This is a genomic window from Sulfitobacter sp. DSM 110093 (genome assembly GCF_022788715.1).
In the GTDB taxonomy this organism is placed as follows: Bacteria; Pseudomonadota; Alphaproteobacteria; order Rhodobacterales; family Rhodobacteraceae; genus Sulfitobacter.
On the sequence record NZ_CP085169.1, the window covers coordinates 119,089 to 140,067 of the forward strand.

14 protein-coding genes are annotated in these 20,979 nt (G+C 54.3%); 12 read left to right on the forward strand and 2 right to left on the reverse strand.

Annotated elements, in window-relative coordinates; all coding sequences use genetic code 11:
* Positions 1–49 precede the first annotated feature (49 nt).
* From DSM110093_RS18800 to DSM110093_RS18840, 9 genes are all read left to right on the forward strand, one after another.
* Positions 50–1,342 carry a glycosyltransferase gene (locus DSM110093_RS18800; RefSeq protein ID WP_243267751.1) on the forward strand — a complete coding sequence of 431 codons (1,293 nt, stop codon included), beginning with the start codon at positions 50–52 and terminating at the stop codon, positions 1,340–1,342.
* Positions 1,343–1,603: 261 nt separating this feature from the next.
* Complete coding sequence (locus DSM110093_RS18805) at positions 1,604–1,795, forward strand: DUF6447 family protein (RefSeq protein WP_243263262.1); 192 nt, start codon at positions 1,604–1,606, stop codon at positions 1,793–1,795.
* Between the two features lie 193 nt (positions 1,796–1,988).
* Positions 1,989–3,707, forward strand: coding sequence for a type I secretion system permease/ATPase (locus DSM110093_RS18810; protein WP_243267752.1), 1,719 nt, complete (start codon positions 1,989–1,991; stop codon positions 3,705–3,707).
* A gap of 67 nt (positions 3,708–3,774) precedes the next feature.
* The gene (locus DSM110093_RS18815) at positions 3,775–5,061 is read left to right on the forward strand and encodes an HlyD family type I secretion periplasmic adaptor subunit (protein WP_243267753.1); all 1,287 of its coding nucleotides are present in this window, start codon (positions 3,775–3,777) and stop codon (positions 5,059–5,061) included.
* Positions 5,062–5,196: 135 nt separating this feature from the next.
* Positions 5,197–5,505, forward strand: a complete 309-nt coding sequence (locus DSM110093_RS18820) for a helix-turn-helix transcriptional regulator (RefSeq protein ID WP_243263259.1) — start codon at positions 5,197–5,199, stop codon at positions 5,503–5,505.
* Positions 5,506–5,549: 44 nt separating this feature from the next.
* Positions 5,550–7,307, forward strand: coding sequence for a hypothetical protein (locus tag DSM110093_RS18825; RefSeq protein WP_243267754.1), 1,758 nt, complete (start codon positions 5,550–5,552; stop codon positions 7,305–7,307).
* A gap of 571 nt (positions 7,308–7,878) precedes the next feature.
* On the forward strand, positions 7,879–8,253 hold the full coding sequence (locus DSM110093_RS18830) for a transposase (RefSeq protein WP_243266315.1): 375 nt from the start codon (positions 7,879–7,881) through the stop codon (positions 8,251–8,253).
* A complete protein-coding gene (gene tnpB / locus DSM110093_RS18835; protein WP_086055032.1) occupies positions 8,250–8,597 on the forward strand; it encodes an IS66 family insertion sequence element accessory protein TnpB in 348 nt (115 codons plus the stop codon). Before DSM110093_RS18830 ends, tnpB begins: the two co-directional genes overlap by 4 nt.
* 62 nt (positions 8,598–8,659) lie before the next feature.
* Positions 8,660–10,273, forward strand: a complete 1,614-nt coding sequence (locus DSM110093_RS18840; protein ID WP_243266316.1) for an IS66 family transposase — start codon at positions 8,660–8,662, stop codon at positions 10,271–10,273.
* A gap of 20 nt (positions 10,274–10,293) precedes the next feature.
* On the opposite strand, the gene DSM110093_RS18845 is transcribed toward DSM110093_RS18840, so the two are convergent.
* On the reverse strand, positions 10,294–10,590 hold the full coding sequence (locus DSM110093_RS18845) for a hypothetical protein (protein ID WP_243267755.1): 297 nt from the start codon (positions 10,588–10,590) through the stop codon (positions 10,294–10,296).
* Positions 10,591–11,339: 749 nt separating this feature from the next.
* On the opposite strand from DSM110093_RS18845, the gene DSM110093_RS18850 reads away from it, so the two are divergent.
* The 3 genes from DSM110093_RS18850 (at position 11,340) to DSM110093_RS18860 (ending at position 17,471) form a co-directional block, all read left to right on the forward strand.
* Complete coding sequence (locus DSM110093_RS18850; protein WP_243267756.1) at positions 11,340–12,659, forward strand: condensation domain-containing protein; 1,320 nt, start codon at positions 11,340–11,342, stop codon at positions 12,657–12,659.
* Positions 12,660–12,896: 237 nt separating this feature from the next.
* Positions 12,897–14,222, forward strand: a complete 1,326-nt coding sequence (locus DSM110093_RS18855) for a condensation domain-containing protein (RefSeq protein ID WP_243267757.1) — start codon at positions 12,897–12,899, stop codon at positions 14,220–14,222.
* Positions 14,223–14,405: 183 nt separating this feature from the next.
* A complete protein-coding gene (locus DSM110093_RS18860) occupies positions 14,406–17,471 on the forward strand; it encodes a Mur ligase family protein (protein WP_243267758.1) in 3,066 nt (1,021 codons plus the stop codon).
* A 203-nt stretch (positions 17,472–17,674) separates the two neighbouring features.
* On the opposite strand, the gene DSM110093_RS18865 is transcribed toward DSM110093_RS18860, so the two are convergent.
* Positions 17,675–20,095: a BapA prefix-like domain-containing protein gene (locus tag DSM110093_RS18865; protein ID WP_243267759.1), complete on the reverse strand. Its 2,421-nt coding sequence runs from the start codon at positions 20,093–20,095 to the stop codon at positions 17,675–17,677.
* Between the last annotated feature and the right edge of the window lie 884 nt (positions 20,096–20,979).

Below are 20,979 nucleotides of genomic sequence, written 5' to 3' on the forward strand. Positions count from 1 at the left end.
AAAGATACGGGAGTGCGGGTGCACTGGAGGGAGCAGGTAAAGAGCGACTATGGCGACGATATATTATGATCTTTCTGAGCTATTTTTGTCTGCGGGCTCCAAATTTAAGTATTACGGTATTGCCCGCACAGTACTTGAGGTTGGGTATGAACTGGCCAACGCCTCCGCTGATGTTCGCTTTGTCATATTTTCCCCTGCACACGACCGATTTTTTGAAATCACACCGCGTATCGGCGCCGCCTCGGCGAATGGTGTGTTGGATCTAAACTTGCCGGTTGAAGCGAAGCCTGTCCGGCTCCGATATAGCCACCCAAATGCGCATGGGTTGCGCGATACACTTCAGCCGCTGATGCGCCGCATCGCTAGAAAAGTCAGTTTGAGACGATGGCGTCGCTCGGTCCCCGAGGGCCGTACGCGCGACGTTGACCTCGAAGGCCAAATACTTGTGTCTTTAGGGCGCCCAAAAATGATGTCTGACTATCTTGTGGCAATGGATGAAGCGGGCGTTCGAACGCGGTTCTTTCCTTTGTTGCACGATATGATCCCGTTGCATGAATATGCCCATCCGCGGCAAAGTATGTTTGCCCGGAATTTTGCGCATGATAACCGCATCGTAGTACAGCATGCTGAAAAACTGCTGACCAACTCTGTTTTTACCAAAGATGAGATTGAACAGTTTTCGACTGCAGGGCGTATGTGCTCACTTCCGCCTGTGTTGTCGGTGCCACTCGCGCAAGAAATGCGTAAATCAGATGAGCCTATCAATCTTGATTTGCCCGAGACGCCTTATTTGCTCGGGGTCGGGATGATGACAGGTCGAAAGAATCTCGAGTGCCTTGTGAAAGCAATGCATCACTTGGATGAGACGGGCCGCCCAGTGCCTGATCTTATTTTGGCCGGGGCCAAACGAAAACGCACTTTAGAATATGTGAACCGGCCCGAATACGCCTCCATCAGGGATAAAATACGGTTTGTTCTAGACCCGAACCAAGCCGAGTTGGCAAAGATTTACGAGAATGCACTGGCTCTGGTCATTCCCAGTTGCATGGAAGGGTGGGGGCTTCCACTTGGAGAAGCGCTCTGGCTGGGAACACCGGGAATAGCGTCTGATATACCAGCTTTGCGAGAGGTCGGTGGGGATTTGGCTGAGTATTTCGACCCTGCTGACCCGCGGTCACTTGCTGATATCATCGACCAATTGAGCTCTAATCCAAATAATTACGAGATTCTGAAAGCCAAAATCGCGCAAAGCCGCACTGATCTGCGCACCTGGCAACACGTTGCACAAGATATCCTTGTCGCCGTTTCCTCCAGCGAGAGCTCTGATCTCGAACAAAGCTAACGAAGTGCCAGCTTTCCATTTGGGGCGAGATTGATAAAGATTGCTACGGATTCTGCATTTATGTGCAATACCGCACTTTATGCAGGGCGCAGCGAGGAGGGAAATGCAAAAATGTTGATCACTCTTCGCCCCATTGTGGGCGCAAACTAGAATAGGCGAAATTGCGCAGCTTGATTTTTTAATTGGCTGAGGGGCTTTTGTTCCCGCGGAAACTTGCCTACAAAACGGCAATATAATTTTCTATTGAGGAGGGGCTGTTTGATGGCCAAAGTAACGATTGACGGTCGTGAGTACGATTCTGATAATTTGAGCGATGATGCGAAACAGCAGCTGGCAAATGTTCAAATCTGTGAGCAACAGGTGCAAAAGCTCCAACGTGAGATCGCAATCACGCAAACGGCTCGCCAAGCTTACATTAGTGCTCTGAAAGAAGCTCTTCCAACCGACAGCTAACGAGGTCAGATTGGCCGACCTGCTTAAGGCGCATTTGTTTCGCGTAAGTAGGTCATCTCAACGCAGCTATAGATGGGCCATATTCAGGCCCATTTTTTCTATGACACAAAGGGTTTTTGACGTAGGGTAAGGCATCCACTGTTCTGAGGATGGGAACCCACTTTAGCTAAGTTATTCGAGGGAAAGCTGCTTTATGTCGGCACCAACTGCATTGAAACAGGCCTATGGGCGGTTCCGCGCCATTCTGATGGCTACGGTAATCTTCAGTTTTTTCGTAAACCTGCTGATGTTTGTAGGTCCGCTCTACATGCTTCAAATCTATGACCGCGTGCTCTCCAGTCGGAGTGAGTACACGCTGATCATGATTACGAGCGTGGCGGTGGGGCTTTTGGTAACCTACGGGCTACTCGAATTTATTCGCTCAAGAATGCTGGTCCGGGCAGGTTTGGAATTCGACGAAGCGCTGTCAGGTCCTATGTTTTCCAGGGTGGTTCGCCTGCAATTGGCAAACCCCAATGGCGGTGCGCGCACCGCATTGGGAGACGCCGACCGGGTGCGTGATTTCATCACCGGTCAAGGCATTTTGGCCTTTTTTGATGCACCTTGGACGCCCCTGTTTCTGGCGCTGTGCTTCGCTTTCCATCCTTGGCTTGGGGTTGTGGCCACCACAGGTGCCGTCATCATCTTTATCTTAGCCTTGCTAAATGAGCTGCTCACGCGCTCCGCGCTGAAAGAGGCTAATAATGCAGGCCAAGGGTCCGCGCATTTTGCCAGCGCTGCTTTGCAGAATGCGGATGTCATTCAGGCCATGGGTATGGGCAAAGAGCTGTCTGGCCGCTGGCTTAAGCAACGCGAAGTCATGCTCAGCAGCCAAGCCTCAGCAAGTGACTGGGCCGGATTTATCATGTCCTGCTCCAAGTTCGTGCGCATGAGCCTGCAGGTCGCCATTCTGGGGACGGGCGCTTACCTTGCCATGAACCAGCAGATCTCCCCCGGCATCATGATCGCAGCCTCGATTGTTATGGGCCGCGCACTTGCCCCCGTTGAGCAAGCTGTGGGCCAGTGGAAGCAGTTCATCTCCGCGCGCCAAGCCAATGAGCGCTTAGGCAAGCTTTTTGATAGCGTTCTGGATGAGACCGATAGGTTGGAGCAACCAGCCGCAAAAGGCGCTCTGTCGCTTGAGGGGGTCTCAACCGTGGTGCCAGGGTCCCGAGACCCGCTCCTCAAAGGCATTACCTTTAGTCTTGAGGCCGGCAATGTACTTGCCGTGATTGGGCCAAGCGGATCGGGCAAATCTACGCTCGCGCGTGTGCTTGTCGGTGTGACAGGGGCCGCAGCAGGGGCTGTACGTCTTGACGGGACAGAGCTCAATCACTGGGACCCGGATCAGTTGGGCGGCTCGATCGGCTACCTAGCGCAAGAGGTTAAGCTCTTTTCCGGAACGGTTGCCGAGAACATTGCCCGCTTTACCACGGGAGCCACCGATGAGGAGATCATTGCGGCAGCCCAGCTTGCCGGGGCCCATGAGATGATCCAGGGCCTTCGGGAAGGCTATGCGACAGAAATCGGCGATGGCGGCGCGCAGCTTTCAGGTGGGCAACGTCAGCGTGTCGGGCTTGCGCGGGCAATTTTCCGCACCCCAAGCTTGATCGTTTTGGATGAGCCCAACTCCAACCTCGACAGCGAAGGCGAAAACGCTCTGGCACAATGTTTGCTTGCGCTGAAAGCGCTCGGCAAGACTGTTGTGGTCATCACTCATAAGGCGAACTTGCTGTCCACATCTGATAAGACCCTCATGTTGAGCAACGGCGCTGTTCAAAAGATGTTGGACACAAAAGACCTGTTGAAACCAAAACAGCCTGAAACACCGCCTCAGCAAGCCGCTGCCAGAGTTACGAACATTGGTGCCTGATGCGTAGAGTTTTAGTTTCAAATAGGAATATCGCATCGCTTTATTCCCAAACAAGAAGTGTGGGCTCATGAAGACTTCTCCACGGTTTTATGCCCGGCTGGGGTATTTGGTCATCCTCCTGATCTTCGGAGGGCTGGGAAGCTGGGCTGCGACGGCCGTGATCGATAGTGCTGTGGTCGCTCCAGGTACTGTTGCTTTGGAAGGGGACAGGAAGGTCGTCCAACACCTAAATGGCGGTATTATCCGAGAGATCCGGGTAAGAGAGGCCGATCAGGTTGAGGAAGGTGATGTGCTCCTTCTTCTCGATAGCATTGAGGCCAGATCAAACCTAAATTTGCATATGCAGAGGCTTAATGTTGCACGGGCGACCGAAGCGCGGTTGCTCGCTGAGCAAACCTCGCAAGAAGAAGTCGAGTTCCCCGAGGACCTGGTGAAGTCAGAAGATCCAAGGGTGCAAGGTGCCTTGCGTACGCAGGGTCAAATATTTTCGGATCGACGATCCATTTTGCTCTCGCAGACAGAAATCTTGGAGTATCGGTTGGAGCAGCTAAACGAGCAGATCGTTGGGCTTGATCAACAAAAAGATGCTATGGAGCGTCGGGTTGCGCTGCGCCTAGCTCACTTGGACAGATTGCAATCTGGCGAACAAAAAGGGGTGATCGAAAGCAACCGTTTGGTAGAACTCGAAGACACCCTGATTGAGACTGAAGCCAGTTTGGGGGAGGTTATCTCAGAGGCGTCCCAAGTGCGGGGAGCGACGGGCGAGGCCCGCTTGAACCTGCTTAAGCTGGTGCAAGAGTACCGTGAGCGCGCCAATATTGAGTTGAAAGATGTACAAGCTGAGATCTCGGAGCTTACAGAGCGTGTTTTAGTGGCCAAAGACACGCTGGACCGTACCGTCATCCGAGCGCCGACATCTGGATCAGTCCAAGACTTGCAGGCAACCACTGTCGGGTCGGTTGTGCGGTCAGGTGAAGTTCTGATGGAAATCGTGCCGATGGACGAAAACCTCGTCATCGACGCACGTGTGGCGCCAGTGGATATCGACAGCGTTGTCCCAGGCATGGAGACGGAAGTCCGTCTAAGTGCTTTCAAAACAAAGCTGTTGCCCATCGTCTTCGGCACCGTCCAATCTGTTTCAAGCGATGTGATAAGTCCCAAGGACCCCAACGATTTGCCTTATTATCTGGCACGCATTCATGTTCCTGAAGCGAATCTACCTGAGGGTATCAAGGGCAACCTGACACCCGGGATGCCAGGAGATGCCGTTATTGTAACCGGGGAGCGGACAGTGCTGAATTACCTCGTTTCTCCCTTGTCAGAGGCTGTTTCAAAGAGCTTTCGAGAGGAATGAGAGGCGTAAGAGCTATGTGCACGTATAAGAGGAGGATAGCGGTCGTAGAGAATCTTTGAACGTCATTGATGTAGCAGGGAAAATGGTGCTACATTACTTTACGTTTATTGAATCCTAGATATGGAAGCCAGGCCGATGCTCGCTGATTGCGACAGTGTAAGAAAGAACGCGCAGGACCAACGCCGTGAAATGGGCGCTTGGCTGAAGTGCCTCCGCGAAACGCAGGGGCTTTCGCAGCGTGATCTCGCGAACATTTTGTCGCTCGAGTATTACACATTTATTTCTCAGCTTGAGAATGGCCGTGGCAAGATACCTAGCAGCAGGTATGTCGAATGGGCGAATGCGCTTGGCCAAGAGCCTCGTTCGTTCGTAATGACCTTGCTGTCTTATTATGACCCGATCACCCATGATATTTTATTTGGAACAAAGGCGCAGGCCCACTGAGTTCATAACTCCGGTCGGTTTGCTTTACACTCTGAGGCACACCTATGTCGGAAGTCATTAAATTCCCACGCCACAAGACCGATGAAACGACACGCAAACGCGGCGACAGTGGGACATATTCCCTCTCCAGCCTCGTTGAAGGCGCCATGCCGTTGGAGACTTTCCAAGACAGCCCTCTCTTGCAATTGGGTTCGCGCCAAAAGCGCATAGCAGGAAGACCGCCTCGCAATAAAGACGCGGCGGCGGGAGTGGCCAGCTATGATTGGTCCAATCAAGAACTCGCCACATTATTCCGCATCAATCGGCTTTTGAACCTAGCTGACCTTACGATTGCAACCGATCGTGGTGTTACTGATGAGGGCGATCCTTGGTTCGTTTTCCTGGACCCGAAAGGTGAGGTTTTTGTTCACCTTTGCCGTATTCGCGCGATTTATATGCTCGACAGCCCCTCTCAGAGCGCTGTTGTCAAAGGACATAGCCTCAATGATCTTGTTGATGCCTATATTCAGCAGCTGGGGATGGCCAAAGAGAATAAGTCTAAGGCACGGCAAAACATCATCCAGCTTGCAGAAGCAAAGGATCGCAAAGTAACTGTGCATCCCGCTGCAGCTTTGGCCGCTTTGATTTGGACAATTTACTTGCAATCGGATGAAGCGAGCGCCGCGGTCACGCCGGAGGAGGATGTCGTTGAGGAGGCTGCGCCTGAGATCCTCGCAGAGCCCGTCTTTTTTGACGCCACGGTTCCAGAAGCAATAACAACCTTCTCTCTTGCTGAAGAGGCCACATTGCTTTCGGCAGAGACGCATATCGGGCATGATCCAGATCATGCGGAAAAATCAGTAAACCTCACATTGCCTGCAAACTACGTCGGCATGGGCCTCAGCGCCCTTGCACTGACCTATGGTCTAGATCCGTTCCTCGGAAAGGTTGCGCAGACTGCTGGGTTGTTCTCCAACGGTACTTCTGGAGAAAAAGACAAAATCAGCGAGACAGATCAGAAGTCGCTCGAGACCATGTTGCTGAGCATCTCTGGTGCCGATTGGAACATCCTGCAGGACTTTGGCGAAAATGCAGAGGGCATCTGGAGCTCTCTGCTGGACTTCGATCTCTTTGCAAGCAGCCTTGTGAGTTCACAAGTTGAGACCATAGTGTCAGAGCTCATGCAGGCCATGGAAGTCACCGCAAGCCTGTTGACCACCGAGCAACTCTCGAAAGCGCCTTTATTGGCTCTTGCGGTGGGTAGCGAGGTCTTCAGCAACATGAGGAACAAGGCGTATCCTTTTGAAGATGAAGGAAAAGGGGATTCTTCTGAGATGGCTCTCACTAAAGCCTCTCAGTTGAAAGAGACCGCTGAAAATGACAGCGTTTCAATGACTGACATGCCAGAAATCCATGTCGAGAGCAGCTACGTACTTGCGAATTCCCTGCCTTCTGATGTTGCTGCTGTGTTGAAAGAATTTGGGTTCTCCACCACAGGCAACATCATAACAAATGCCACGGCGCAGGATTATCTATCAGACTTTGGTCAGGCTTCGGCAACAAACGACACTGGCGTTATTCGACCTGAGGGCCAGCTTGAGAAGTACGACCAATCTGTAAGGGACTTTATCAGCTTTTTGATGGCAAACGCTGAAGATGTACAAATGATCTCTTATGAAACAGAGTTGGTGATCATTGATGAGGCCACACTCCATCAGGACAGCTCGTTGACGTATATTAAGAGCTGGGATCTTGATGATGGTGGTCGGATTTCCACGATTGGGCTAAAAGCTGATTTTGAAGCTTTTGACCTTATCGCTTGATCAGAGCCACCGGCTAGGTCTGACGGCCGGTGGCAGGCTTTAGATGCCTAGTGGGTGTTGTCACGTTAACTCGCTGGAGGCATTTGATGGACCGGAATGACTTCAAGAGAAGCATGTTCGCCCATGGCATAATGGACTTCCTGAACATTCGGCCGATCAATATCGGCAAAAAGGTAAGCGCTGTCTTCTTCTAATGCTCAGAGAGGAATTCCCCGCTCCATCAGCTTAACGGAACCGTGAAAATCAATGGGCCGCAGACGGCGCTTACGGTACACCTCATGGGTCTGACCGTTGCAGATACATAGCGACGTTTTCAGCTGGCATCTTGAAGCCGCGACCGTCGGAGACCCGCTCAGTGCTGATAGGGTATTTTGGTCTGTTAGGGTTGATCCCAACGATCCGGTGGAGGTCTCCACCGGTTTTAAACGTTCGGCGATAATCAGATGGCTCCAGCCCAAAATGAGGTGCGAGGTAACCACTCGATTGGGACCACCTGCCTGATCTGCTGATGATTTGCTAAGAGACGTGCTTAACGACGTCGTTAGCGACGTGTCTTAGGTGGGGGTCGGCTATGCGTGGTGAGATACTGGGGTTTGAACGTCGGCGGCGCTGGAGCGACGAAGAGAAGCTTGGAATTGTCATGTCGGTGGACACGGATGGTGCGACGGTCACGCAGGTGGCGCAGCGCCACGAGATCACGCGGCAACAGATCTATGCGTGGCGGCATGATCTGAAGAACAAAGGACTTTGGTCGCCTGACGCAGGTGCGCTCTTCCTTCCTTTCGATATTCCTGAACACGGCGTTCCCGCCATCGCTGACACACCCACCGTCGCGGCCCCGATGGCTGTCGAACTGCGCTTGCGCAACGGCCGCAGCCTGCACTTCGACAGCAACATGGCTGCCTTGGCGCTGACGCAGCTAATCCGTGCTGTGGAAGCAGTATGATTGGTCCGGGCACTGGCGTTCGCGTCTACGTGGCTTGCGGTGTCACGGACATGCGCAAGGGCATTGCTGGTCTTGCTGCGCTGACCCAGGATGTCCTGCGCCAGAAGCCGACGGGCGGTGCGGTCTTCGCCTTTCGCGGCCGCAGGGGAGATCGGCTCAAGCTTCTGTATTGGGACGGTCAGGGCTTTTGCCTCTATTATAAAGTCCTGGAACGCGGCCGCTTCCCTTGGCCTGCAATGACCGAGGGGGCCGCCCGTCTGACGTCCGCGCAGCTTGCAATGTTGTGGGAAGGCATTGACTGGCGCAGGCCGGATTGGGGCGCGCCGCCCGCTCGCGTGGGCTGAATATATAGGCTAAAACGCTTTGTTTTTATGGCGCTATCACGTGCATTGTGGTAGCCATGTGCATGTCGAATGTAACGCAAAACCTCCCCGATGATCCCGCCATATTGAAGGCGATGATTGCGGCTTTGCAGGCGGAAAATGCCAAGATCTCGGCGACATTGCGGGTCCACGACCAGCTGGTTCAGGCCCTCCGCCTGCGGATCGCAAAGTTGCAGAAGCTGGCCTTCGGCAAGTCATCGGAAAAGATCGAGCGCGAGATCGAGCAGCTGGAACTGGCCCTTGAAGACTTGCTACTGGCCGTGGCCGAGGGCGATGAAGCGCCCATCGACGAAGGTCAGGACGAGCCGGCACCGGATGATCCCTCTGCGCCCGCGCTGCGTCGACGTCCACGTGTCTCGGATGCGACACCGCGCGAGCGTCGTGAACTTGATCCCGGCACATGCTGCGCTGACTGTGGCGGCGATCTGCGCGTGGTGGGTGAGGATGTCAGCGAACTGCTGGACATGATTGCAGCCCAGATGAAGGTGGTTCAGATCGCCCGGATCAAGAAGTCCTGTCGCCGCTGCGAGCGGATGGTGCAGGAGCCTGCACCCAGCCGTCCGATCCCGGGCAGCATGGCAGGCCCGAACCTGCTGGCTCATATTTTAGTCGCGAAGTTTGACGATCATCTTCCCTTATATCGCCAGCACGAGATCTTCGCCCGCATGGGCGCAGACATCCCCGAGACCACCCTTGTGGGCTGGTGCGGGCGGGCCATGAAGGCCTTGTCGCCACTGATCGAACGGATCGAGGCTGACATCATGGGCAGCGACCTGCTGCATGCGGATGACACGCCGATCCGGGTGCTGGACCGATCTTTGCGCGACAAAGGGCTTGGTAAAGGCGTCAGGCAGGGACGGATCTGGGCCTATGTGCGTGACCAGCGCCCATGGGCGGGGGATGCGCCACCTGGAGCCGTCTATCGGTTTGCGCCGGATTGGAAGGAGGAGCATGTCTTGGACCACCTGGCTAATGCCAGCGGTATCCTTCAGGCAGACGGTTACAAGGGTTATGCCAAGCTTTACGCGCCTGGACCTGATGGTTTGCCTCGTTTACGCGAGGCTTCCTGTTGGGCGCACCTGCGCCGTGACTTCCACGACTTCTGGGCATCGACCAAATCCGAGATCGCCCGCGAGGCGCTCGACCAGGTCGGCAAACTCTATGACGTTGAGCGCGATATCAGTGGCCAGCCTGCTGACGTCCGTTACGCGGCACGTCAAAAGTTCAGCCTGCCGAAGGTTGAGGCGTTCTTTACTTGGTCCGAGCAACAGCTCTTGGGCATCCCGGGAAAGAGCAATTTGGCCAAGGCCTTCCGCTATGGCCTCAACCGTCGGGAAGCCTTCAGCTTGTTCCTGGAAGACGGTCGCGTGGCCATCGACAATAATCCAGCTGAACGCGCCCTGCGACCGATTGGAATCGGAAGAAAGAACTGGCTGTTTGCCGGGGCCGACACCGGTGCAGAAACACTCGCCCGCGCCATGACGATCATTGAAACCGCAAAGCTAAACGGCCTCAACCCACAGGCCTATCTCGCTGACATCCTCGACCGCATCCATGATCACAAGATCAACCGCTTAGATGACCTGCTGCCGTGGAACTGGGTGCCGATGGCTGCGCAAAACAATCAAGCTGCATAAGCGCGGTATCAATGGAGCGGTTACGGTGCGAGCACCTCGAACATGGCTTTGTCCGGCGAGTAGATTGTGCCGTCTTCCATCGGAATGCCGACGCGAAAGCCGATGCTGAAGCTATGACGCAGATCGATATCACTCAATTCACCGTCTTCGACCATCAGGCCATGTGTTTCCGCCACGGTCAGGCAGGCTTTCATCATATCCCGGCGCAGACGCTCACAAAGCTCGGGCGTCAGATTGCGCGGCGGTGACATCTTGGTGCTGGTCGGCGCCGGTGGTGTTTCCTTGGGAGGCCTTGGTTTGCGCGTGTTCTTTTTCATGGGGTTTCTGCCTCGGTAGTGTTGATCGCTGAGACCATTTGAGCCTTTGCTTTGTAGACGGTGCCGCTGCCCGCCGGGATTTTCGCGAAACGTTTTTGACCTTGGTGGTATCACATCTGTCGATCGAGACGACGGGGCAGTTGGAGCGGGCACTCATTGAGCCGTTAGGGTTGGCATTCAAGGGATGAGCAATACAGACTTCGTAGAGTTTATCGCCTAACATGAGCGAAGGTCTGCCGCTGCGGAACTCTAGATGGCGGTAGACCATCGGTCTTATACGTAATCAGAAACCTTCTTTTTATGGCGAACGATGCGGAATTTATGGCGAACGATGCGGAAACTGACGATCGGCTTTCTTGTTGCAATGGGTATCTCGGCCTCTGATTTGGGGGCCGAGCCCTTTGGAATCTGGCTTACGGAAACCGGCCGAACTGGCGCCTATTTGCACGTTGAGGTTGCGCCCTGCAAAGGAAATCGGACGCTGCTTTGCGGGTATATCCATGAAACGTTTAGAACCCCGCATACAGAGATCGTCGGGCGGCCAATTTTCTGGGATCTTGAACAAGTAAGCGCAAACCAATGGGTGAATGGCAGGGTTTGGGATGCCGAAAACCGCAAGGTGTACAGGGCTAAGGTTACCCTACACAAAACCGAACTGCGCGTTGAAGGCTGTCTTGGCATAATATGTGACGGACAAAGCTGGAAACGTGTAAGGTAATGCACACGTCGGGGGAGGATAGAAGAACACCATGACATCCATCGCTCTTCGGTCACGAAAGTACTCTGCGCTCTCAGACTATCAACGCCGCATGCTGTCTGCAGCGCTTGATCCCGATACGCCTGCTGCATTTCATTTGGATCAAACAATTTCATGGGCCTTGCGGATCACCCCCGGAGTAAGCTTTCGTACTCTGCGCCGCGCATTCGATGAGCTGGTTGAAAGGCATGATTCATTGCGGCTGCGCATGGTCGAGATCGGCAGCAGCTGGCATGCTGAGATCCTGCCCAAACATCCACTAGGATTGATTGTCGAAGACCTAGGAGAGATGTCCGAAGAGAGACAAAGGGACGTGATCGCAGCCTATTGCGCGACACCGTTGACGGCGTTGTCTGAGGCGATGTTCGAGATGCAATTGTTGAAGTTCGGGGGCGCGGGAGATGTGATCCTGGCGCGGATCCATCATACGATCATTGATGGTTACAGTCTGGCTTTACTGTTTGAGGAGCTGCTTAAACATGTGTTGAACATGCCTGTCAGTGAGGCGCCTCTATCCCATGCGGATTTCATGGCCTACCGCAATAATCAGTTGGCGGAGAACGCGTCTATAAAGGATGACTTTTGGCGCGATGCCCTCTGCCCGCTGCCGCAGCGATTGAAACTTGGGCGCCAGGCAAAAGGACTCCCCCCTTTGTCGATGCGCAATACAGGGCCAACAAATACACTAAAAAACTTTCTCAAGCCGCAGACGATTGCCCGGATCGATGCTTTGTCCAAAAGCACCGAAGTGTCAGCTTTTTGCCACTTGCACGCGGCGTTTTCAGAGACCCTTTGTGCTCAAGCGGGACAAGATGCGGTGCTGGTTCATAGCATTGTGGGGCGTCGAGATGCAGCAATTGCGTCCTTCATCGGCGCTGAAATGCTTTTGTTTCCTTTGAAGTATTGCCAAGGATCAGGAGCGGCTTGGGTCTCCCAGCAAGTCGCGGCCTCATCTGAGATGGTGCCTACCAAAGCGTTCTCTAAGGAGACCAGGCTGGGGCGAGAGCTGCAGACTGAAGAGGGGGATTGGTACCGGTTTCTTGTGCATATCCCTACGCCAACAGGTCGTATTTCGTCTTCTCCATTTCGCAAGGTTTTTGAGGAGACCCTTGGGGGGAAGATCAGCTTCGGGTTTATCACCTTGGAAAGAATAGAACTGCCCAAGAGCACAGAGACCGATTTTGAAGCCCAACTTAATATCTATCCAACAAAAAGTGGCCCGCAAGCTTCTCTCGTTGCTGATGCTGCCGGCTGGAGCAATGATGACCTTCAGCAACTGGCACAAGAGATAGAGGTGCGCGTGCAAGGTTAAAATCCTGACCTGCGATAGTTTCGTAAGGGCTTCACAGAAGGCAAAGCACTTTCTTATATTTTCGAGGGATCAGCTTCAAAAGCGACGATCTTAACGCTTGGGTTTTGGTAGTGCACTTCTGACAAACTGGGACCAGTTCTCCTTTGTTGCGTGAAGCAACCTTACCATGCAATGTTTTCTCAATCATGAGATGCCACTATTGAGCGGGCGCACCTGTGGGGAAGACATAGAAAGCATATGACAGTTCCGACACCTGCTCTGCGACAAGGAAAATATTTTCCCCTCTCTTACTACCAGCAGCGTATGTTGGCGGCGGCCCTTGATCCAGAAACCTCGGTGGGGTTTCATATCAACCAAACGATTTCATGGGCCGTTCGTATCACGCCTGGTGTGAGTTCTCGCACCCTGCGCCGTGCCTTTGATCAACTTGTGCTCAGACATGATTCCTTGCGGCTTCGTTTTGTTGAGTTGGGTAATGTCTGGCGCGCCGAGATCCTGCCAAATCACCCGATCGGATTGATCATAGAAGAGTTAGGGGAGATGTCCGAAGCGGCGCAAAAGAAGGCCATTATGGCGCGCTGTGCAAAACCGCTGACGGCGCTTTCTGATCCAATGTTTGAAATGTGCCTGCTTAAGTTCGGCGGCGCGGGAGATGTGATCTTGGTGCGGGTCCATCATGCGATCATCGACGGCTATAGCATTGTCCTGCTGCTTGAAGAGCTGCTCAAACACGCACTGAGCATGCCTGTCTCTGAAAGCCCTTTGTCTCACGGGGACTTCATTTCCCACCGCGGCAAACAAATACTGACGCGCGCAGAGGAAAAAGATGCATTTTGGAGAGAGGGGTTGTTCCCCTTGCCGGAGAAGTTGAACATTGGCCGCAAGGCGCAGGGTTTGCCAGATTTGTCCCCAAAAAATATAAGTAAAACCAACACGTTGAATGACGTTCTGGCGCCTCAGGTCTCCGCTCAGGTGGAGGTCTTAGTCAAAAATACGGGTGTTTCGGCTTTTTGTCATCTGCACGCGGCCTTTTCCGAAACGCTGTGCGCTCAGGCCGGCCAAGGGGCGGTATTGGTCCACAGCGTTGTGGGGCGGCGAGAAGCGGCGGTAGCTTCTTTTATTGGTGCCGAAATGCTCGAGTTCCCCTTGCGCTACTCCTGTGGATCAGGGGCCGGCTGGGTGTCGGAACAGATATCAGCCTCTGCTGAGATGTTGCCGACCTCGGCCTTGGATGATGATACCCTCATGGGACAAGAAATCCGTGCTAAGGCGGATTGGATGCGGTTTCTCGTTCATATCCGAACCCCTACAGGGCGTTTCTCAACCTCTCCGTTTCGGAAAATCTTTGAAGAGGCTATGATTGGGAAAATATCTTTCGGCTTTTTAACGATGGAACGCATAGATCTGCCCAAAGAATCTGACAGCGGATTTGAGCTCCAAATGAACGTCACTTCCAGCCCCCAAGGGCCCCAAGCATCTCTGATTGGGAACGCAGCCTCTTGGGGGCAAGCTGATTTGGGACAATTGGCGCAGGAGATTGATGCCAGAGTGCAGCGCAACTGACGAGAATGTTGGCCCTCCATTTATCAATATTTACCGTAGGGGCGTGCCCCCTAGGTTGTCTTGTCTCTTTCCAATCGTTACTTAAGAATGGCAAGGGAATGAGCAGGTTAGGCGGTTTGCGGTTGCGATGTGTGGTTGCCTCCCGAACCTCATGCAATACTTAGACGCGAACGCTGAACTCTTATGAAAACCGCTACAGTATCGCAACTCCTCGACGAACTCATCGCGCGGATATCCCCTCTGCCAGAACCATATCCGTGCTTTGTTGTCTTTGTGTCGGCGACGGATGGTGACAGCCGCGCACGGGTTAAAACGATCACGGCTTCAACCTTGGTTGAATTGCGCGAGCGGCTAGAGGAAAAGGCGTCCTTGCAGCTGCTTGGCGCGCGCCATGTGCGTTTGGATTGGGCGACTTCGGTGCAAGCGACGTCCTTTGCCAACTACAAAGCTGCGCTGCAGAAGGTAAAACGCAACTACAGCCGCAAAGGTATGTCTCTAGATACGGGATTTACGCAGGCGATAACTGAAGGTGAGCTGAACGGCAGTGCCTTGTTTTATAAAGGCGCGCAAGTTCCGCATTGCGAGATGAATCTCAATAACTTTGGAATCTACTGGAAAAGACGTTTTGGAAAAACGTTTGAAGCACCAGCGGATTCCGACACCGTTTATCTTTTTACATCTGATGGGCTGTTTCGTGATCTTGATCGCAACGAAATTGTTTGCCTCGAGCCTTCTGGGCTTAACGGTGGGCGGCGCATTTTCGACCTCATGGAGCCTGATAACCTTGATTTCCTGATACGTGAGAGCGCTGAATATCTTGCGGCCCAGGTGAACGAGAACGGCCTATTTCACTATGGCAGACATCCATGTTTTGATCGCTCGATTAACCATTACAACACGTTGCGCCACGCCAGCAGTACCTATGCATTGTGCGAAGCCTATGAGTTGCTACAAAGCCATGATTTGCGTGAGGCCATTGATCGGTCTTTAAGGCAGATCGCGGAACACCTTGTCAAATACCGCAGTGGTCCGGGCGGTGCGTCGGCCTTTTTGATGGACAGGGGCAATGAGATAAAGCTGGGTGGTAATGCCGTTGCCATTTTGGCGTGCTGCAAGTTCTTCGAAGTGACAGGGGACAAGACTGTGCTCGAACTGGCGCATCGATTGGGCGCCGGAATCTTGTCGATGCAACGAACGGATGGCAGCTTTTACCACATTCTGGATGCGGAAACCCTGACCCCGAAAGAGGATTTTCGCACAGTCTATTATGATGGGGAAGCCGCATTTGCGCTGATGCGCCTGTACGGTGCCACCGGCGATCAACGCTGGTTGGATGCGACGCGGCGTGCTGTCGACTACTTTATCGCCAAGGATTATTGGCAGTACAACGATCACTGGCTGGCGTATTGTGTAAACGAGCTGTCTCGTCATTACACGGACCCAAAGTATATCGCATTTGGCGTCCGCAACGTCCGAGACTACTTGCCGTTTATCCGCGATAGGATCACTACCTTTCCTACCCTTCTGGAACTGTGCTGCGCCACCCGCCTGCTGTTGCAAAGATCGCTGCAGGATGCATCGCTCGTTCCGGTCATTGATGCGCTGGATCTTGATGCGTTTCGCGAGGCGATGGAACATAGGGCGCAGTATCTAACCAACGGGTTCTTTTTCCCCGAAGTCGCGATGTATTTCAGAAACCCGGCTTCAGTCACTGGAAGCTTCTTTATTCGCCACCACGGGTTCCGGGTGCGCATTGATGATGTTGAACACTACCTGTCCGGGTTGATCGCATATCGCTCTTATCTGAAAGAACGCGACAGTTTTATCAGCCTTTGCGATCAGCAAAAGCGCCGGCGGGTCAGTACGACGGGTCGGGCGCGCTGGTCGACAGCAGATATAGCCGACCTTTTGCCGGGGTCAGAATGGCTGACTTCCCCAAGTGAAAAGCTGGAGCTGAATGGCGTTTCGATCTTCGCCCCAAGCTTTCGCGAGGATGATATCGTGTTTGTACGGCATGCAGATGACAGTTTTGGAATTCCCTATAAGGAACTAGAAAGAAAAGGGATTATTCCACGCCTCGCGATTGTGAGTAACAGCTGCGAAGTCTTTGGCAAAGCGGGCTCTGTCTTACGTGTTCCTGATATGCGCGCCGCGTTGATGGCCTTGGCAAAAGACGCGCGTAGATCACTCACTGGGCCGATCGTCGGCGTAACGGGGAGCGCGGGAAAGACCACTGTCACGTCAATGATTGCGCATTGCCTTGGTGCAATCGGCAAAGTTCACGCCACCCGTTTTAGCGCGAATATGGCGCGCGGTCTTGCTTGGAACCTGTGTTGTGCGCCCACGGATACGCAATATTGTGTTCTGGAAATGGCCATCGGACAAATGCAAGAGAACAGCCGACTGGCGCGACCAGACATTGCGGTGTTCACCAATATTCATCCTGCACATTTGGCCTATCATACGAACACGGCCACTATCGCTCAAAAAAAGGCCCGCATTTTTTCAGAGATGCCCGACCAAGGCGTGGCGATCCTCAATCGAGATATGATCGAATATGAGATCGTAGAGGCTGCTGCAAAACTCAAGGGGTTGAAGATTGTAACTTACGGGTGGTCGGATGCGGCCAATATTTTTCCGACATCTTCAGCCGCATCGGCAACGCAAGTCATGCTGAACGTTTTTGGAGAACGTCATATAGTCCCCATACAGGGCCCGGGGCGCTATGCGATTGATAATGTGATGGCTGTCGCCGCTGTCGCCAATGTACTGGGTCAACCGATTGGGCCTATGCTTGAGCATTTGACGACCTTTACGAAAGACATCGGGCGCGGCCAGATTATCGAATGGGCCACAACGAAAGGCCCCGCAAAGATACTGGACCATTCTTATAATGCAAACCCTGCATCGATGCGGGCAGCGTTGGATGAGATGTTTGCTATGCCATGCAGTGGGAAGCGAGTGGCCATTCTGGGGGATATGGCGGAACTTGGTGAGGACAGTCGGTCAGAACATGATGCACTTCTTAACCTACTCAAAAACAAACCTTTGGATGCCGTCTATCTTGTCGGTGACGAGCTTAAGGCGAGCCTTCCATTGGTTGGCAATGACCGTAGGTTCACCATTTTAGACCCGAAAAATCTTGAGAATATCCTGACTCAACAGGTCTCCACGGGTGACATTATCTTGGTGAAAGGCTCAAACAGCACAGGCCTTTTCCAGCGCCTTTCGAGATTCAGAAAATCTTAGCCTGCCTTAATACTGGTTGCAGGAGGGGTAGGCGATCTTCAAAGTCAAAATGTTTGCCTGAAGCCATAGCCGCGACCGGTGCCATCTGATTCCGGCACGTATTTAGCCAGCAGGCGAATGAGAACTTTTCCCAACAGGCGTCTGGACGGCAAACAAGCCCTACATAGCATGTAGGGCTTGTGATTGTTCGATTGATCTGTCGGTTAGACGATGTCGTCTTGTCCACCGCCCAAGCCACCAAGCAAGCCGCCAACGAGACCATCTTCGCCGATTACGCCGTCGAGTAGACCGCTGTCACCGCCGAGCAGACCGCCAACGAGACCTTCTTCACCGGTTACGCCGTCGAGTAGACCGCTGTCACCGCCGAGCAGGCCACCAAGTAGACCGTCTTCACCGGTTACGCCGTCGAGCAGACCGCTGTCACCGCCGAGCAGGCCGCCAACGAGACCGTCTTCACCGGTTACGCCGTCAAGCAGACCGCTGTCACCGCCGAGCAGGCCACCGACGAGACCGTCTTCACCGGTTACGCCGTCGAGCAGACCGCTGTCACCGCCGAGCAGGCCACCGACGAGACCGTCTTCACCGGTTACGCCGTCGAGCAGACCGCTGTCACCGCCGAGCAGGCCGCCAACGAGACCGTCTTCACCGGTTACGCCGTCGAGCAGACCGCTGTCACCGCCGAGCAGGCCACCAAGTAGACCGTCTTCACCGATTACGCCGTCGAGCAGACCGCTGTCACCGCCGAGCAGGCCGCCAACGAGACCGTCTTCACCGATTACGCCGTCGAGCAGACCGCTGTCACCGCCGAGCAGGCCGCCAACGAGACCGTCTTCACCGGTTACGCCGTCGAGTAGACCGCTGTCACCGCCGAGCAGGCCACCAAGTAGGCCGTCTTCGCCACCTTCACCGCCGAGCAAGCCATCGAGAAGGCCGCCGTCACCGCCGTCACCATCGGTTGCCCCAAGCGTTCCGGTTCCCACCAGACCACCGACCAGACCATCAGCACCGGTGAGATCCGACAAGACACCGTCGTTGCCGACCAGGTCGCCAAGCAAGCCTTCAGAGCCCGTGACATCACCAAGGATGCCTTCGTTTCCTGTAACAGGACCGAGCAGACCATCGTCAGCAATGACACCGTCAACAAGACCAGTATCTTCAGATATCTCTCCGCCTCCGATCACGGGCTGACCTAGCAACTCTTCGCCGACATCACCCAATGGCGTTCCGCTACCAAGGAGGTCGCCAAGCAAGCCCTCAGAGCCGGTAACCGCACCTAAAAGACCCTCGTTCCCAGTTACATCTCCAAGCAGACCTTCATCGGAAAGGATGGGGTCGACAAAGCCGTGATCAGCGTCGGCATCCGCATCAGCATCAGCGTCGGCATCCGCATCAGCGTCGGCATCCGCATCGGCATCAGCGTCGGCGTCTGCATCAGCGTCGGCATCCGCATCTGCATCCGCGTCGGCATCCGCGTCGGCGTCTGCATCAGCATCCGCGTCGGCATCGGCGTCTGCATCCGCATCGGCGTCTGCATCAGCATCCGCGTCTGCATCGGCATCAGCGTCGGCATCCGCATCAGCATCAGCGTCGGCATCCGCATCAGCGTCGGCATCCGCATCGGCATCAGCGTCGGCGTCTGCATCAGCGTCGGCATCCGCATCTGCATCCGCGTCGGCATCCGCGTCGGCGTCTGCATCAGCGTCGGCATCCGCATCAGCGTCGGCATCCGCATCGGCATCAGCGTCGGCGTCTGCATCAGCGTCGGCATCCGCATCTGCATCCGCGTCGGCATCCGCGTCGGCGTCTGCATCAGCATCGGCGTCCGCATCCGCGTCGGCATCGGCGTCTGCATCCGCATCGGCGTCTGCATCAGCATCCGCGTCTGCATCGGCATCAGCGTCCGCGTCGGCATCGGCGTCCGCGTCGGCATCCGCATCGGCATCAGCGTCCGCGTCTGCATCAGCGTCGGCATCCGCATCAGCGTCGGCATCCGCATCAGCGTCCGCGTCGGCATCAGCGTCGGCATCCGCATCGGCATCAGCGTCCGCGTCCGCGTCTGCATCCGCATCAGCGTCTGCATCAGCGTCGGCATCAGCATCCGCATCAGCGTCTGCATCAGCATCGGCGTCCGCATCGGCGTCTGCATCAGCGTCGGCGTCCGCATCTGCATCCGCATCAGCGTCTGCATCAGCGTCGGCGTCCGCATCTGCATCCGCATCAGCGTCGGCATCCGCATCAGCATCGGCGTCCGCATCAGCGTCGGCGTCCGCATCGGCGTCCGCATCGGCGTCAGCGTCCCCATCGTCATCATCTCCACCGCCGCCGCCCGACATTGCCAACCCCAAGCCAGCCAGACCTGCCCCGGCAAGACCAGCCAGCTCTTCTGAGCTGAGTTCTTCTTCGGGCTCGCCTTGAATGTCGACATTGGTGTTATCGCGCAGCGTGAGGCTGTGCAGAGAGCCATCTACTGCAGGTTTATAGAAATCATTGATGGTGATCGTATCACCATTTTTCAATTGCACGGTCAGCGTATCGCCCTGTCTGCTATAACGTGCGATGTCTGACTGAAGCGCGTCGACAGGGACGCTGATCTGTGGTCCGGCTTGTAAAACGGTATCGGCCATGGGGGTAATTCCTCTCTTCACCCCATAACAAGGGCGGCACAGTTAATATCAAAAGTATATAAAACATAACTTTGGTATGTTATCAATCGGATATATGTGCTTTTGACGGTAAAAGCTCCAGGTTAAGGTCCCAGCCTGACGAGTGATGTGTGCGACGTAAGATCAATCCGGCAAGTGGCAGCTGATTGGGTCAGATTGAGAAACAACGCGATATTGATCCAGAGCGACTTATTGCAGACATCACTTAGGGATTCGGGCCAGTGCTAGCTTGTTGGGCGGGATTAAAATCCCGGACAAAGCGGATCGTACAGTCAGGAGAGATATCGGGCCGTGTTGACCTCGAAGGCGACGCGAGAGCAAACAGTAGATTTGTCCAGGAGGCAAACCATTGAAGCCGCTTCAAAGATCTGGTGGTGCTAACCGGGGTACAATGGCAGCGAGCCAATCAATGCTTGTGGATTTTTGCAGACCTACCTTGGTATGTTGATGCCACCGGTTCGTGATGACATCGTGAAGGTCGCTCTAATGTTAAAAGGCCTCATCGGCCTTCTTTGCTGGAGCTCAAAACCAGTTTCGAACCGCAGAGGCCCTTCAACAAGTGTATGTACTTTAATGATCAGCTGAGATTGCCCAATGAACGCTGCTAGATCGCCCGCCCTTAGGACGATGTGAGCATGCACGTGGGGGAGGGTGGCAAAATCCAGGTCGTGTGATGCGGCCTAAACGGGCCTCTGCATACAGCCCTCATAGCGCCGTCCCGAGGGCCGGTTCAACTTTGGTCCGCGTGTCGGATCAGGGCAAGATGTCGACTTATTTGAGAAAAGTCTGGGTAAATTCTCAGTTTTGGTGGAGTATTTACAGAAAAAGCATCGCGATCACTGTCG